Annotated in this window: 16 protein-coding genes and 1 pseudogene; 6 read left to right on the top strand and 11 right to left on the bottom strand. The window is 40.7% G+C overall.

Annotated features, from left to right (window positions below; genetic code table 11):
* Positions 1-121 precede the first annotated feature (121 nt).
* The 7 genes and pseudogenes from FTU06_RS07630 to FTU06_RS07600 form a co-directional block, all read right to left on the bottom strand.
* Positions 122-424 (bottom strand): cyd operon YbgE family protein, encoded by a 303-nt coding sequence (locus FTU06_RS07630; RefSeq protein ID WP_078188516.1) that lies wholly within the window; start codon positions 422-424, stop codon positions 122-124.
* A gap of 3 nt (positions 425-427) precedes the next feature.
* Positions 428-529: a cytochrome bd-I oxidase subunit CydX gene (gene cydX / locus FTU06_RS07625; RefSeq protein WP_002120988.1), complete on the bottom strand. Its 102-nt coding sequence runs from the start codon at positions 527-529 to the stop codon at positions 428-430.
* Positions 530-553: 24 nt separating this feature from the next.
* A complete protein-coding gene (gene cydB, locus FTU06_RS07620; protein ID WP_180040995.1) occupies positions 554-1,699 on the bottom strand; it encodes a cytochrome d ubiquinol oxidase subunit II in 1,146 nt (381 codons plus the stop codon).
* On the bottom strand, positions 1,696-3,282 hold the full coding sequence (locus tag FTU06_RS07615; protein ID WP_078188514.1) for a cytochrome ubiquinol oxidase subunit I: 1,587 nt from the start codon (positions 3,280-3,282) through the stop codon (positions 1,696-1,698). The genes cydB and FTU06_RS07615 overlap by 4 nt, the downstream gene beginning before the upstream one ends.
* Positions 3,282-3,473 carry a cytochrome oxidase putative small subunit CydP gene (gene cydP, locus FTU06_RS07610; protein ID WP_078188513.1) on the bottom strand — a complete coding sequence of 64 codons (192 nt, stop codon included), beginning with the start codon at positions 3,471-3,473 and terminating at the stop codon, positions 3,282-3,284. Before cydP ends, FTU06_RS07615 begins: the two co-directional genes overlap by 1 nt.
* Before the next feature lie 752 nt (positions 3,474-4,225).
* A pseudogene (locus tag FTU06_RS17085) lies at positions 4,226-4,453 on the bottom strand (transposase).
* A gap of 59 nt (positions 4,454-4,512) precedes the next feature.
* Positions 4,513-4,662, bottom strand: coding sequence for a hypothetical protein (locus FTU06_RS07600; protein ID WP_168378620.1), 150 nt, complete (start codon positions 4,660-4,662; stop codon positions 4,513-4,515).
* Positions 4,663-4,997: 335 nt separating this feature from the next.
* On the opposite strand from FTU06_RS07600, the gene FTU06_RS07595 reads away from it, so the two are divergent.
* Positions 4,998-5,216 (top strand): transposase, encoded by a 219-nt coding sequence (locus FTU06_RS07595; RefSeq protein ID WP_168378619.1) that lies wholly within the window; start codon positions 4,998-5,000, stop codon positions 5,214-5,216.
* Between the two features lie 134 nt (positions 5,217-5,350).
* Here FTU06_RS07595 and FTU06_RS07590 read toward each other — a convergent pair whose 3' ends face one another.
* Positions 5,351-6,070 carry a UDP-2,3-diacylglucosamine diphosphatase gene (locus FTU06_RS07590; protein WP_180065076.1) on the bottom strand — a complete coding sequence of 240 codons (720 nt, stop codon included), beginning with the start codon at positions 6,068-6,070 and terminating at the stop codon, positions 5,351-5,353.
* A gap of 87 nt (positions 6,071-6,157) precedes the next feature.
* On the bottom strand, positions 6,158-6,667 hold the full coding sequence (locus tag FTU06_RS07585; protein WP_078193500.1) for a peptidylprolyl isomerase: 510 nt from the start codon (positions 6,665-6,667) through the stop codon (positions 6,158-6,160).
* Positions 6,668-6,835: 168 nt separating this feature from the next.
* Between FTU06_RS07585 and FTU06_RS07580 the strand changes: the two genes are divergently transcribed.
* Entirely contained in the window at positions 6,836-8,563 is a 1,728-nt protein-coding gene (locus tag FTU06_RS07580; RefSeq protein ID WP_180004641.1) for a glutamine--tRNA ligase/YqeY domain fusion protein, read from the top strand.
* A gap of 135 nt (positions 8,564-8,698) precedes the next feature.
* Entirely contained in the window at positions 8,699-9,610 is a 912-nt protein-coding gene (locus FTU06_RS07575; RefSeq protein WP_180145852.1) for a bestrophin family protein, read from the top strand.
* 7 nt (positions 9,611-9,617) lie between these two features.
* Here FTU06_RS07575 and FTU06_RS07570 read toward each other — a convergent pair whose 3' ends face one another.
* The gene (locus tag FTU06_RS07570) at positions 9,618-10,541 is read right to left on the bottom strand and encodes a LysR family transcriptional regulator (protein ID WP_180134927.1); all 924 of its coding nucleotides are present in this window, start codon (positions 10,539-10,541) and stop codon (positions 9,618-9,620) included.
* A 96-nt stretch (positions 10,542-10,637) separates the two neighbouring features.
* Here FTU06_RS07570 and FTU06_RS07565 point away from each other — a divergent pair, with 96 nt between their 5' ends.
* The gene (locus FTU06_RS07565) at positions 10,638-11,699 is read left to right on the top strand and encodes an aldo/keto reductase (protein ID WP_180049640.1); all 1,062 of its coding nucleotides are present in this window, start codon (positions 10,638-10,640) and stop codon (positions 11,697-11,699) included.
* 83 nt (positions 11,700-11,782) lie between these two features.
* Complete coding sequence (locus FTU06_RS07560; RefSeq protein ID WP_373684697.1) at positions 11,783-12,241, top strand: SRPBCC domain-containing protein; 459 nt, start codon at positions 11,783-11,785, stop codon at positions 12,239-12,241.
* Positions 12,242-12,380: 139 nt separating this feature from the next.
* Here the strand turns inward: FTU06_RS07560 and FTU06_RS07555 are convergent, their stop codons facing one another.
* Complete coding sequence (locus tag FTU06_RS07555; RefSeq protein ID WP_111883727.1) at positions 12,381-12,917, bottom strand: lecithin retinol acyltransferase family protein; 537 nt, start codon at positions 12,915-12,917, stop codon at positions 12,381-12,383.
* Positions 12,918-13,052: 135 nt separating this feature from the next.
* On the opposite strand from FTU06_RS07555, the gene FTU06_RS07550 reads away from it, so the two are divergent.
* Positions 13,053-13,829: a phosphodiester glycosidase family protein gene (locus tag FTU06_RS07550; RefSeq protein ID WP_257234330.1), complete on the top strand. Its 777-nt coding sequence runs from the start codon at positions 13,053-13,055 to the stop codon at positions 13,827-13,829.
* The last annotated feature ends 16 nt before the right edge of the window (positions 13,830-13,845 follow it).

Genomic DNA, 13,845 nt, shown 5'->3' with positions numbered 1-13,845 from the left:
ACGAACTCTAAAGTATCTAACTCGGATCGTTTTTTTTATTTATCTGTGGGATTTAAAGCGGTTTTGGTGGTTTCAGTCTAAAAAATAAAGCCCTCTAGTGAGGGCTTTATTTAGATATCAATTAATGTAGGAACCATGTGTAGTAGCCCCATAACATGAGTGGCCAAGCGAGAAAGGGGCTAAAAAGCCATTTCCAGAACCAATGGTGTGGCGTAAAACCCACACCATGCACAAAACCACCTGAAATACCTATCATGATGAACATCAGCGCTCGATGGCTATATCCACCATTGTCATCCAGCATGGCAGCAGGATGTACAAGTAACACGGCTGCCAAAGGAAAAGCTAACAGGCAGGAAATGACCATTGCAAATTTATTTGGCTTCTTTTCTACAAGTGATTTTTCTACAGCAGCATCAGTCATTTGTTATTCCTCATCTAGATCTTGATGATGTTCGATATAAAGCGCACTAAGTACACCTGCAAAACATGCCATCAAAATACCGAGAATCCAAGCAAAATACCACATCGTCTTTTCTCCTTAGACACAGCCTTAGTATAGGCTGTGTGAATTCTCTTCAATATGTTTGTTAGTAACCACGCCCCACATTTTGTAGTAACACCAAGTTGTGTAGCACAGGATAAGTGGGACAAAAATACATGCTGCAACTGTCATCACAGTTAGGGTATTTTTACTTGATACCGCATCCCACATAGTCAAACTTACAGTTGGGTTGATGCTCGATGGCATAAGGAAAGGGAACAATGCAAAACCAGCAGTTAAGATTGCACCAATGACTGCCAAGCTTGAACCAAGGAAGCTGAAACCGGCTTTACCTTTACCTGCGGCAAGGATAATGATCAAAGCACCTAAAATTGCCATGATTGGCGCAATCATAGTAATTGGATAAATACTATAATTGTTCATCCAACCTGGATTGGCATTGGTGATCACTTCTTTAGCCAATGGGTTAGCAACGCCATTTGTGTCAAATGGTTGCGCTAATGTGTAGCCTTGGATATTACCGAAGTATAACCATGCGCCTGCAAGTAAGAAGCAAACCAAGAATACGATACCCATAAGTTGAGTCGCTTTTGCAGAGCGTGCACGTAGGTCGCCATCTGTACGAAGCATGAGCCATGCACCACCATGAGCGCAAAGCATAGATAAACTCACAATACCGCAAACTAAAGCGAATGGGTTAAGCAGCGCAAAGAAACTACCTGTATAAGTCGAGCGAACAGTTTCGTCCATAGTGAATGGAACACCGAGGAACATATTACCAAACGCAACACCAAATACGAGGGCAGGAACTGCACCACCAATTGCTAAACCCCAATCCCAAGAATTACGCCACTTGGTATTTTCAAGTTTAGAACGGTAATCAAAACCGACTGGACGTAAGAAGAGGGCGAAGAGTACCAGTAACAGTGCCCAGTACATGCCTGAGAATGCAGTCGCATATACCATTGGCCATGCTGCAAACAGCGCACCACCGGCAGTAATAAACCAAACTTGGTTACCGTCCCAGTGTGGGGCAATCGTATTGATTGCCGCACGACGTTCTTCGTCTTTTTTACCTACGAATGGCATGATCGCCATTGAGCCCATATCGAAGCCATCGGTGAGAGCGAAGCCGATCAGTAGGACACCGACTAATACCCACCAAATGATTTTGAGTAATTCATATTCGATCATGCTTGAGCCTCCTCATTTGCCTTTTTTGCAGCTTCAAGTTTCTCGAAGTGGTATTTACCAGTATGTAGAGAACTTGGGCCAAGGCGTGAGAATTTAATCATTAAGTACATTTCAATGATCAGCAGTACAGTGTAGAACGCTGCCAATGCAAGGATAGAACCCCATACATCACCTGTACTTAAGCTAGAAGCTGAAAGATGTGTAGGTAGAACTTCACCGATAGTCCAAGGTTGACGACCAACTTCGGCAACATACCAACCTGTTTGTGCTGCAATCCAAGGTAATGGCAGGGCAAATAAAGCAAACTTTAATAACCAAGGTTTGTTTTCTGCATTACGTTTACCGACAGCAAAGGTAGCAAGTACGAACAGAAGGAGCATTAAGAAACCAGAAGCAACCATTGCACGGAATGCCCAGAACAAGCTTGGGACATGTGGAATAGTGTCTTTTGCAGCTGCTTTGATTTGTTCGTCAGAAGCATCGACAACTTTGTCTGTGTATTTTTTCAGAAGCAGACCATAACCCAAGTCTTTTTGAGACTCAGCAAATGCTGCTTTAAGTTCAGGAGACGTATCGCCTGCACGAAGTTGTTCTAACTGCGAGTAAGCCACCATACCGTTACGAATACGCGCTTCGTGTTGTACGATCAGGTCTTTAATACCTGTCACTTCTTTGTCAGTTGAACGTGTTGCAATAATCCCCATGACATAAGGAATTTTGATCGCGTAGTCAGTAGACATGGTTTCTTTATTTGGAATACCAAACAAAGTAAATGGCGCTGGAGCTGGGTGAGTGTCCCATTCAGCTTCAATCGCAGCTAGTTTAGTTTTTTGTACGTCACCAATTTCATAACCAGATTCATCACCCAGTAAGATCACCGAAAGTGTAGACGCTAAACCAAAGATAGCAGCGATGGCGAATGAGCGACGCGCAAATGGCAAGTCACGCTTTTTCAATAAGTAGTAACTTGAAATTGCCAGTACGAAAATAGCACCAGTCACATAACCTGCAGATACGGTATGCACGAATTTAACCTGAGCCACGGGGTTGAAAATCAGCGCACCGAAGTCCACCATTTCCATACGCATGGTTTCATAGTTAAAAGCAGAACCAACAGGGTTTTGCATCCAACCATTGGCCACTAAAATCCATAGTGCAGACATGTTCGAGCCTAGAGCAACTAACCAAGTGACAGCCAAATGCTGAACTTTGGATAGGCGATCCCAGCCGAAGAAGAATAAACCAATAAATGTTGATTCAAGGAAGAATGCCATCAGACCTTCAATGGCTAATGGTGCACCAAAAATATCACCGACATAGTGCGAGTAATACGCCCAGTTAGTACCGAACTGAAACTCCATGGTCAAACCAGTAGTAACACCTAATGCGAAGTTAATACCGAAGAGTTTTCCCCAGAATTTAGTCATGTCTTTATAAATTTCTTTGCCAGAAATCACATAGGTGGTTTCCATAATGGCAAGAATAAAAGCCAGACCTAAAGTCAGCGGAACAAAAATAAAGTGATACATCGCGGTCATTGCAAATTGGAACCGCGAAAGATCGACCACGCTTTCAGAAATCATCAACGTGTCTCCTTGATTTGGGAAGGACTGCCAGCAATATGCTCGGCAACTTGATTGTCAAAGTTTTTAGGGATGGTAGGGGCGTCGAACCAAATGTTCTTAATGATCATTAAAATAATCACTTTAATTATTAGTATTGCGGTTATTTCTCTGACCACACGACGATTTAAATCTTTGAATTTTAAGCTCATGGAGATAAGCCTATTCTTTAAACTTGTACTATATTATTAACAAATATACACAAAAAGCAAATAGGTTGAACAGTTAAAATAAAAATATATTATCAAAGTGTTTTAATACAATAACTTAATCGTTTTAATGATTTAAAAATAAACTAATTCTGTTATTTAAATACCTGACTAAAATACTTATATTTAAACTTTTTAAACCCGACTAAATTGCTTATGTATCTAATTTAAATTCTGACTAATTTACTATATTTACTAAAATTTACATTGTGAATAATGAGAATCTTTACTAATTAAATATAAGTAGGTTAAGTCTTGAAGTGCGACACCACCTCGCTATTAAATAACCCGAATCATGAATAAGCCCAGATATATCATGATAAATTGAGGCTTGTTTTGATGTGGGCCGCATTCTTCAGTGTATAAACTTCTGTCTGCGGACATATCGCAGCAATTGCCTCAGGAAGCTTTTACGTCCATCAATGCAGGCGATCAGAATGTCTGTCACTATTCTGCAAATCTGTGAATACGCTGAACATTCATTAGCACCTTCACTTTTTGAAAGGTAAAGACCTAGCCGTTCTTTATGGTCCTCGGCATGTAATCCCAGAATGGTAAAACGGCTTTGTTGACAGAAATACCTTCATTCTTGATCTTTTTTGTTAAAAACACGACATTTTAATTGGTGAATAATACTTGTAATGAATGGTATTGAGCCACACAAATGGATATACGGCAATATCGAGAAGACGCAGTTACCAAGCATGTAATTCAGGGATTAACTTGTCTGTAATATTGGTAATGCCACCCTTGGAAAGAACCAGTGCATACATATCGGTAATTTGTTTCTGAATATTGCGGTAGCCCGTACGGAGTGCATATAGCGAAATGACTTTGTTGTCGATCTATTTATGGAGTTAGGTTTGATTTTTCTTGACGAGTTGAGGCTCAAAATCGTCAGCACGATCCCGAGGTATTTCCAGTTCAAATGAACCGTAAGATGATTTTACAGTCTTACGAGAATAGCTATTCCTACAATTGGCTAGTGGGGGCTTCTAAATTCAATTTCAGCATTTAAAGCTGCTTCTGTCAGTTGTTTGAGGGGTGGGGTTAAGATACCGTTTTCACCAGTGAGGAGGGCTTGACTGTAATTGTTTTTAAAAACAGCTTTGAAATCAAAGTTGCTTGCCATGATGTGTCATTTCTTGTTTCTTGCCATGATGTGTCATTTCTTGTTTGATTCAGTTTATTGAAATGACACAGATTTTTGAATACTATTGAAAAAGCAGGTATTTATAACGTATATAAGTCCTACTTTTGCTAATCAAAGCGCAATATTGTATACTTCTGCTTAACTCGAAGCGGGTAATGTTCCTGCTTATCTTTTTTTATTTAGCTGATTGTGATTTATCTGTATTCAAGCTTCTGACTTGAATCATATCTTTGTAACTACAGAATTATTATTCCAAACCCGATTGATTAATCTCTTTGTTCTGTCACAAAAAGCTCACATGTTGAGTAAATCTTTTGAATATTTTAAATACTTGGCAAACTGCCAAAGCCGTAAATGGCGACGAAATTAATGTAAAAATGGTGCCTTTAAAACGTCAACAAAATACCAATGCTGGTTTAATTTGGGTTGATGTTGGGCAAATGGTTGAATTAGAAACAGGCGAGACATTTAACCTGAATCTAGATGGCAAAAGCTTCTATACTGGCCCAAACCAGCTATATCGCTTAGCCTAAAAGCAAAAAACAGCAGATGATCTGCTGTTTTTTTTTTGCTTAATTTAAAGTCTACGTTTGCATGGTCTGGATGCGTATATTAATCAAATATGATGGTAAGTTTTTCTAAAGGCTAACGATTAGAAAGCTATGGACTAGTAAGACCAAATTTTTAATTTTAAATCACTCACAGATGGGTTTTCACCAATCTCTAATATTTGAGCTTGTTCTGTACGCCAGTCCCCTAAAACGATACGAGGTTTGCCATGCACATCGTGTATTTGGGGGCGGTGGGTATGTCCATGAATCAGTAGATCGGCATGCTCTAAAGCTTTTTCTACAGCTTCGGCATTTACATCCATGATTTCATAAGATTTAACTTGCTTGGTTTCTGTACTTTTTTTGCGGAAGCCATTGGCGATTTTTTGTCGAATGCTAAGCGGTAAGCTCTTTAAGAAACCTAAAAGCAAAGGATTACGAATCACTTTACGAAACTTTTGGTAAGACACATCATCGGTGCAAAGTAAATCGCCATGTTCGAGGCGAATTTTATAGTTGCCAATGTGGAGATAATCAACGTCTTGTAATAATTGACCGTGAAATTTATTTAAAAACTTTTGACCCAATGCAAAGTCACGATTACCCACTTGGAAATAAATTTGATTTCCCAAAGCAGTAAAATCTTTTAGCACTGCAATGATTTCATCTAACCAAGGGGCAGTGAAGTCATCACCAATCCAAGCATTAAACCAATCACCTAAAATATACAGCTGGGTATTTTGAGTTTTGTATTGTTCTAACAAAGCTAAAAACCCCCGAACGAGTCGAGGGTGTTCAGGTGACAAATGTAAATCAGCGATAAACAGATAGGTCACGAATCTTTTCCTTTGAATCTCCCTAAATCCCTCTTTAAAAAAGAGGGACTTTTCCTCCCTTTTATAAAGGGAGGTTAGGAGGGATTCTTATTCAGAAATGATTTTAGCTGATTCGATTACAACGTTCTCTAGAGGAACGTCTGCGTGGTAGCCACGGTTACCAGTACGAACGCTTTTGATTGCGTCAACAACGTCAAGACCTTCAACTACTTTACCAAATACTGCATAGCCCCAACCTTGCGCTGTTTTACCAGTGTGATTAAGGAAAGAGTTGTTTTTCACGTTAATGAAGAATTGAGCTGAAGCAGAGTGAGGTGCTTGAGTACGTGCCATAGCGATCGTACCAACATCATTGCTTAAACCGTTGTCAGCTTCGTTTTCAATAGAATCACGAGTTGTTTTTTCTTTGAAGTTTTCATCCATGCCGCCGCCTTGGATCATGAAACCATCAATAACACGGTGGAAAATCACGCCGTCATAGAAACCATCGCGAACATACTGTAAGAAGTTTTCAGCAGTTTTAGGTGCTTTTTCAGTGTTAAGCTCAAGAACAATACGACCTTTATTGGTGTTTAATTCGACTTGAGGAAAACTCATTGTGTAATCTCCTGTACATGGACATGAAAGCCATGGGTTTTTTGGTTGTGAGAAGCATAAGCAAACTGTAAACTACAAGGCAAGTAAAAACGTTACTTTCTTTGTTAAAAATGAAGAAAAGCGTTTTAATTATCCTAATTTTATCTTTATAGAAGTGATTTTATTACCATGAAGCCAAACGATGTTGTTTCATCCCTGCCTAACAATCCGACAACCAAGAACAATGCCCCTGTCGAAGCTGCGCAGCAGGAACAACAGCCAGGCTTAGATTTTGTACGTCAAGTCATTACCGATGATTTATCTGCAGGTCGTACAGAACAAGTTGTAACACGTTTCCCACCAGAGCCAAACGGCTACCTACATATTGGTCATGTAAAAGCCATTTGTCTGAACTTTGGTATTGCTCAAGAATTCGCGGGTCTATGTAACCTCCGTTTCGACGATACAAACCCAGATGCCGAAGAACAAGAGTATGTAGATGGTATTGCCAATGACGTGAAATGGCTAGGTTTTGAGTGGAACGGCGAGCCGCGTTATGCATCGAGCTATTTTGATCAGCTTTACACTTGGGCAGTTCAATTGATTGAACAAGGTGATGCCTATGTGGATTTGCAAAGCCCTGAAGAAATCAAACTAAACCGCGGTAATTTTGTTGAGCCGGGTAAAAACTCGCCGCAACGTGATGCTAGCGTAGAAGAAAACTTAGCGCGTTTTGAACAAATGCGTAATGGTGAGTTGGGAGAAGGTCAGGCAGTACTACGTGCCAAAATTGACATGACTTCACCTAACATTCATATGCGTGATCCTATTTTGTATCGTATTTTGCATTCTGAACATCACCAAACTGGTGATAAATGGAAGATGTACCCAATGTACGATTATGCGCATCCATTATCAGATGCCATTGAAGGAGTTACGCATTCACTGTGTACACTAGAGTTTGTTGATCATCGTCCGTTCTATGACTGGGTTGTAGAGAAAGTTAAATCCCCATCTGTACCACGTCAGTACGAATCAAGCCGTCTAAATGTGGATTACACCATTACCTCTAAACGTAAATTACGTAAATTGGTTGAAGGTGGATTTGTGAATGGTTGGGATGACCCACGTATGCCGACCGTTGTGGGTATGCGCCGTCGTGGCTTTACTCCAGAAGGTCTACGTGACTTCTGCAAACGTGTAGGTGTAACGAAAGTTGATGGCAGTATCGTAGATGTTGCAATGCTTGAATACTGCATCCGTCAGTCTTTAGAAAATACTGCTTCGCGTGGCATGGCTGTGTTGAATCCACTCAAAGTGACTTTAACTAACTTGCCTGAAGCGATGGATTTGGTGCATGCACGTCATCCAAACGTAGACATGGGTGACCGTATCATTCCGTTAACTCAAGACATTTACATTGATCGTAAAGACTTTGAAGAAGTTGCACCTAAAGGCTTTAAACGTCTGATTCCGGGCGGTGAAGTGCGTTTACGTCATGCGTATGTGATTAAGTGCGATGAAGTGATTAAAGACGAGAACGGTGAAGTGGTTGAATTGAAATGTTCAATTGACCCTGAAACTTTAGGTAAAAACCCCGAAGGCCGTAAGGTGAAGGGCGTTGTACATTGGGTTTCTGCAAGCAAGGGTATTGCTGCGGAAGTTCGTATCTACGACCGTTTATTCACTGAATCAGACCCTGAAGTGGGTGATGACTTCCTTGCAAACTTAAATCCAGAATCACTTAAAGTGGTTCAAGCGGTCATTGAGCCTGCATTGGCAGAAGCAAAACCTGAAGATCGTTTCCAATTTGAACGTGAAGGTTACTTTGTTGCAGATCAGTTTGATCATACAGCTGAAAAACCAGTGTTTAACCGCATCTTAGATTTGAAAGACAGTTTTAAACCGGGTAAATAAAATCTTAGTTTTTAAAGGGATTCATCTTTGAATCCCCAATAGGTTAAGATCAAGTAGGTTAAGATTAAGCTCAACTTCGGTTGGGCTTTTTTCATGCTTGAGATGGTTCATTAAGGCAGTACAGAGGGGAAATAAGTGATCATTCGAAATAAAAATAATAGCTTTAAACTTTTATTTGCATGGCATGGCACGATACTCCCAAAAGTCATGCCTGCGTTGGCTGTCGTCGTGAGTTTGTCGGCGATTTTGGTGTATCTAAGCGCTGCACACTACCTGAATACGCCTGAAGTTCCAGCCATCGGATTTACCATCTTTGGGGTGATTCTGTCGATTTTTTTGAGCTTTCGAAATACTGCCTGTTATGACCGTTGGTGGGAAGGGCGCAAGCTTTGGGGCTCATTGATTGCCAATACACGCCACATGATTCGTGATAGCCATGTCCTTGAAGATGAGCAAAGAAACGTGTTGATGTACCGCATCATGCTGTTTTGCAATTTGTTACGTGATCGCTTACGCCATGAATCACAAGATATTGCACATTTTAAAGACGGCGTAGCTTTGACGGATCAGCAATGGCAGCAATGCCGAGACAATATCAATGCACCACAGTATTTACTTGAAATTATTCAAAAAGATTTAGTCAAAACCTATAAACAAGGTCAGATTACAGACATTATTTACAGCACGCTCACACGTCATACTGTAGCGATGGGTGATATCCATGCAGGCTGTGACCGTATCATGACCACGCCATTACCATTTTCCTATTCGGTGCTTTTACATCGCGCAGTGTATTCATTTTGTCTGATTTTGCCATTTAGCCTAGAGGCCAGTTTAGGGATATGGACACCTGTCATTGTGGCTTTGATTGCATATTTATTTTTAGGTTTGGATGCGTTAAGTGCAGAACTGGAAGAGCCTTTTGGCTTGCAGGAAAATGATTTACCGCTGGACTCGATTGTACGAAACATTGAGCGTGAAATATTTAGTAGTTTAGAGGTGGATCTGCCACCGCTGATTAAGACTTTTAACAGTAACCTAAGATAAGTTTGGCCTAATTTTCAGATAAATTGGGCGATATGTACCAAGCATACTGATGCTGAAAAAAATCGTCCAAGTGCTGCATAAAGGCCTGTACTTTAGGCGGGACAAAATGTCGATGCGGAATTACCACATAGATTGCTGTGCTTTGAACAGGGATTGCTGGTAGAACTTGGACAAGTCGGCCAGAGAGTAGATCGTCCTCCACATGCCAAATAGAGTGGTTTGAGATGCCTAAACCTGCAAGTGCTGCTTGGCGTACACCTTCACCTGAGTTGATATGAAATTGCCCTGAAACGGGTATTTTTATGCTGTATTGATCTTGGAAGAATGTCCAATATTGCGAAACGCCTTTAGGGTATTTCTGTAAAATGCATTGGTGCATAGAGAGCTCTTCTAGAGAGCGAGGTTCGCCATGTTGCTCGATATAGTTTGGCGAGGCACACAAAATACGACGGTTTAAGCTAAGTGGTTTAGCAATCAGCGATGAGTCTTCTAGTTGACCAATACGTATCGCAACATCGATACCTGCCGAGACCAAATCTAAATTTTGATCGGTCTGTTCAATATCCAAAGTCAATGTTGGATGCAACTTGGCAAAGGCTGCAAATACTGGCCCTAAAATACGATTTCCAAAAACTTCTGAACATGTGATTTTTAATACGCCACTGAGTTGTTGTGGTTCAGGCTGAAATTGGCTCAGTAGCGAATTAAATTGTTCGAGTAAGGGAAATCCTTGCTGCAATAAAACAGCACCTTCCTGTGTTAAATGTAGCTGCCGTGTGGTGCGATGAAAAAGGCGCAGCCCTAAACTTTGTTCAAGTCTGTGTAGACGGCTACTAGCGACAGAAACAGAGAGATTGGCTTCTTTGGCAGCTTGACTGATTGAACCCAGTGCCGCCATTCGTGTGAATAAGTCGAAATCTTCAGTTAGCATTATCAATATAATCAAGAAAGTCTTTCTCGATATTCAGGGTTTTTCTGATAAATATCTGTGCCTATTCTGTGTGTAAATTAAACACAGGAAATCACCATGAACTATCACAATCTAGGGCAATCTGGCTTACAAGTTTCAGAGTTCGGCTTTGGTGCAGGTACATTTGGCGGGCAAGGCCCTATTTTCTCTGCATGGGGGCAATCGAGTTTAAATGATGCCCAACGTATGATTGATCTGTGTATTGATCAAGGCGTGAATTATTTCGATACCGCAGATGCTTACTCAAATGGTGCCTCAGAGCAGATGCTCGGTGCATTACTTCAATCAAAACGCCAAGAGGTGATTATTTCCAGCAAAGTGGGTATCCGATTGAACGATGGAATCAATCAAGGTGGATATTCTAGAAGCTATTTAATACAAGCTGTGGAGGCGAGTTTAAAGCGTTTAGGCACAGATTATATTGATGTGCTGCAACTACATCAGTTTGATAGCACGACGCCACTTGAGCAGCTGATGCGCAGTTTGGATGACTTGGTACGTAGTGGAAAAGTTCGCTATATCGGTGCGTCGAATTTTTCAGGCTGGCAGCTCATGAAAGCTCAGTCGATTGCCCAACAGCAGGGCTATGAAAAGCTAAGTGTGCATCAAGTCTATTATTCTTTGATTGGACGTGACTATGAATGGGAGTTGATGCCTGCGCAGCATGATCAACAGATTGGTGCAGTGGTTTGGAGTCCGCTGGGCTGGGGGAGATTAACAGGGAAATTTGATCGTGAGCACGCGATTCCAAAGCAAAGCCGGCTGCATGAAACAGCACAATTCGCACCGCCAGTTCAACACGAGAAGTTATATGCGGTGTTAGATGTAATGCAAGAAATAGCCATGGAAACAGGGCACTCTATCCCGCAGATTGCATTGAATTGGCTGAAAACCAGACCGACAGTTTCTAGCATTTTGATAGGCGCACGTAATGAACAGCAACTGTTGGATAACCTTGCGGCGAAAGATTGGTCGTTAAGCGTAGAGCAGTTAGCCCGATTAGACGCAGTCAGTGCAGTGTATCCACCTTATCCATACTATCCCTATTGGAATGGGCAATTTACAGAGAAGAATCCCACGCTAGTGACATCAGCATTTATTACAGAACATACAGCATAATAGGGCAATAACAATTCAGTGGTAGGCAATGATCAGTTCTCTGTGCTATCACTGAATAAAATTAAAATACTGTAGGAATGCTGATGAGTGTCGTGATTGAAACCCAGATGTTAATTCGTAAGTCCATCAATATCGTATTTAATGCTTTTGTTGATCCTTTAATAACACAGCATTTTTGGTTTAGTGCATCGAGTGGCTATCTAGAAGAAGGTAAAACCGTGCAATGGACTTGGCAGAAATATAATGCAGTCGCCGATGTAGACGTGCTGAGTATTAAGGAAAACAAATTAATTCAAATACAGTGGGGAGAACCAAAAACTCAAGTCGATTTTATTTTTGAGCAGATTAGCCCGATGGAAACCTACGTTCGTATCAAAAATTCAAAGATTCCTCTGCAAGGTCAGGCATTAATTGATTTTATTATCGATAGTACAGGTGGTTTTACAACGGTTTTGGATGCAGCCAAAATTTATTTAGAACATGGCCTGCAAAGCAATTTGGTTGAAGATAAATTTCCACCTTTTAGCAATGTGAACTTTTAGCAATGTGAAGAGTGACCAAAATTAAGCATGACATCTGATACGCCGTAAGGAAAAGCTTGTGTATTAGCGCAGTATTTCTAAGCAATGTGCTGATGTATTGAAATTTGATAAAGCCACGGTTCAATGCTGCTGCAGTGAATTAACGATTCTTATGTTCTTCACGCTTTAAATAGGTATAAACCGGCATCTGCATTTTGGCTTTTTCGCGCAGTTTCTTTTTGATATAGAACACCAGTGCAAAGCAAGTGGTGGTCACGGTCAGCATCATGCTACTCATAAAACTCATCAGAGAACTGACATACCCAATCGTGGTGAGTCGGTTCATCATACGAAACACCTGAGGACTACTTTCAACACCGGTAATGGCCCAAGTGCATAAGTGTTCACAGTTATTAATAATCAGATGATAGTTGTTTTCATGCATACGTGAGCGCATACGACGCACCACTTTACGCCCTTTAAATTTTGGATTGCTATATGACTGAACGATAATTTTTTTGCCGTGGCTGAAATTTTCGATAGAGGTCATTTCAATCGGATGTTTTTTGAAAAGGTGTGCAAAACCAGAGTAGTGAATGACTCTACCGCGGCCGGCATATATGCCATGATGGCTATAACCGAAGTGTTTAACAATAAGATGTGTTCCAAGAGGAAAACCATCTTTCTGCACGTGCATGAATTTACTAGTCCTACTTTAAATCCGAATTATTTTTAAGGATTAGTCTACTTTTAATCTGTGAATTAATCGACTATTTTAGCGATGATTTAGCTAAAATTTGTTCGATTTTTAACTCACGCTATGGATAGGGTCATGCTTGGTGTTCAATCAACCTCAATGTTTAAAAAAATGCGCTTTATGATGCTGCTCGGTCTGATTTTCTCACCGACTATTTCCTATGCCAATATTCAAGCGAAACGTGTCAGTCAGCCCATTGCCGTGGATGTGGTTGAAATTTCGGATCTGAGTCAACTAAAGCTCTATTTATATGATGCAGAGCAGCAGCCATATCGAGACTTACAGCGTTTAAAGCAGGCATTAGCGCGTAAATGTAATACGATGAACTTCGCAATGAATGCAGGGATGTATCATGCAGATTTAGCGCCTGTTGGTCTTTACGTTGAAAATGGGCTGCAGAAAAAAGCCTTGAATCGTGCAACACGAGGCTTTGGTAATTTTTTAATTCAGCCGAATGGTGTTCTAGCATGGAATGACAAGCAAGCGGTGATATTAACTACACAAAAATATGCTTCCACCAATTTTAATGCACGTTATGCGACGCAGTCAGGCCCGATGCTGGTGGTAGATGGAAAAATCAATTCAAACTTTATCCCACAGTCAGATTCATTGAAAATCCGCAATGGTGTGGGGATCAAAAACGGCAAGTTGTATTTTGTGATCAGTCGTGAAGGCGTGTCATTTTATGCATTTGCACAATATTTTAAGCAGCAATTATCGATTAACAATGCCTTGTATTTAGATGGATCTGTGTCTAGTGCAGAAATCCAAGCGTTGAATAGACATGATTCAAGTTTGAAAGCTTTAGGACCAATTGTAGCGTATACAACAGCATTTCAATGCAAACAATAAAAGCCCGAATGGTCGG

Origin of the sequence: Acinetobacter sp. YH12052 (assembly GCF_013419835.1) — a bacterium.
Lineage (GTDB): Bacteria > Pseudomonadota > Gammaproteobacteria > Pseudomonadales > Moraxellaceae > Acinetobacter > Acinetobacter amyesii.
The sequence above is the reverse complement of the archived record's forward strand: the minus strand, read 5'-3'. Positions and strand labels throughout refer to the sequence as shown.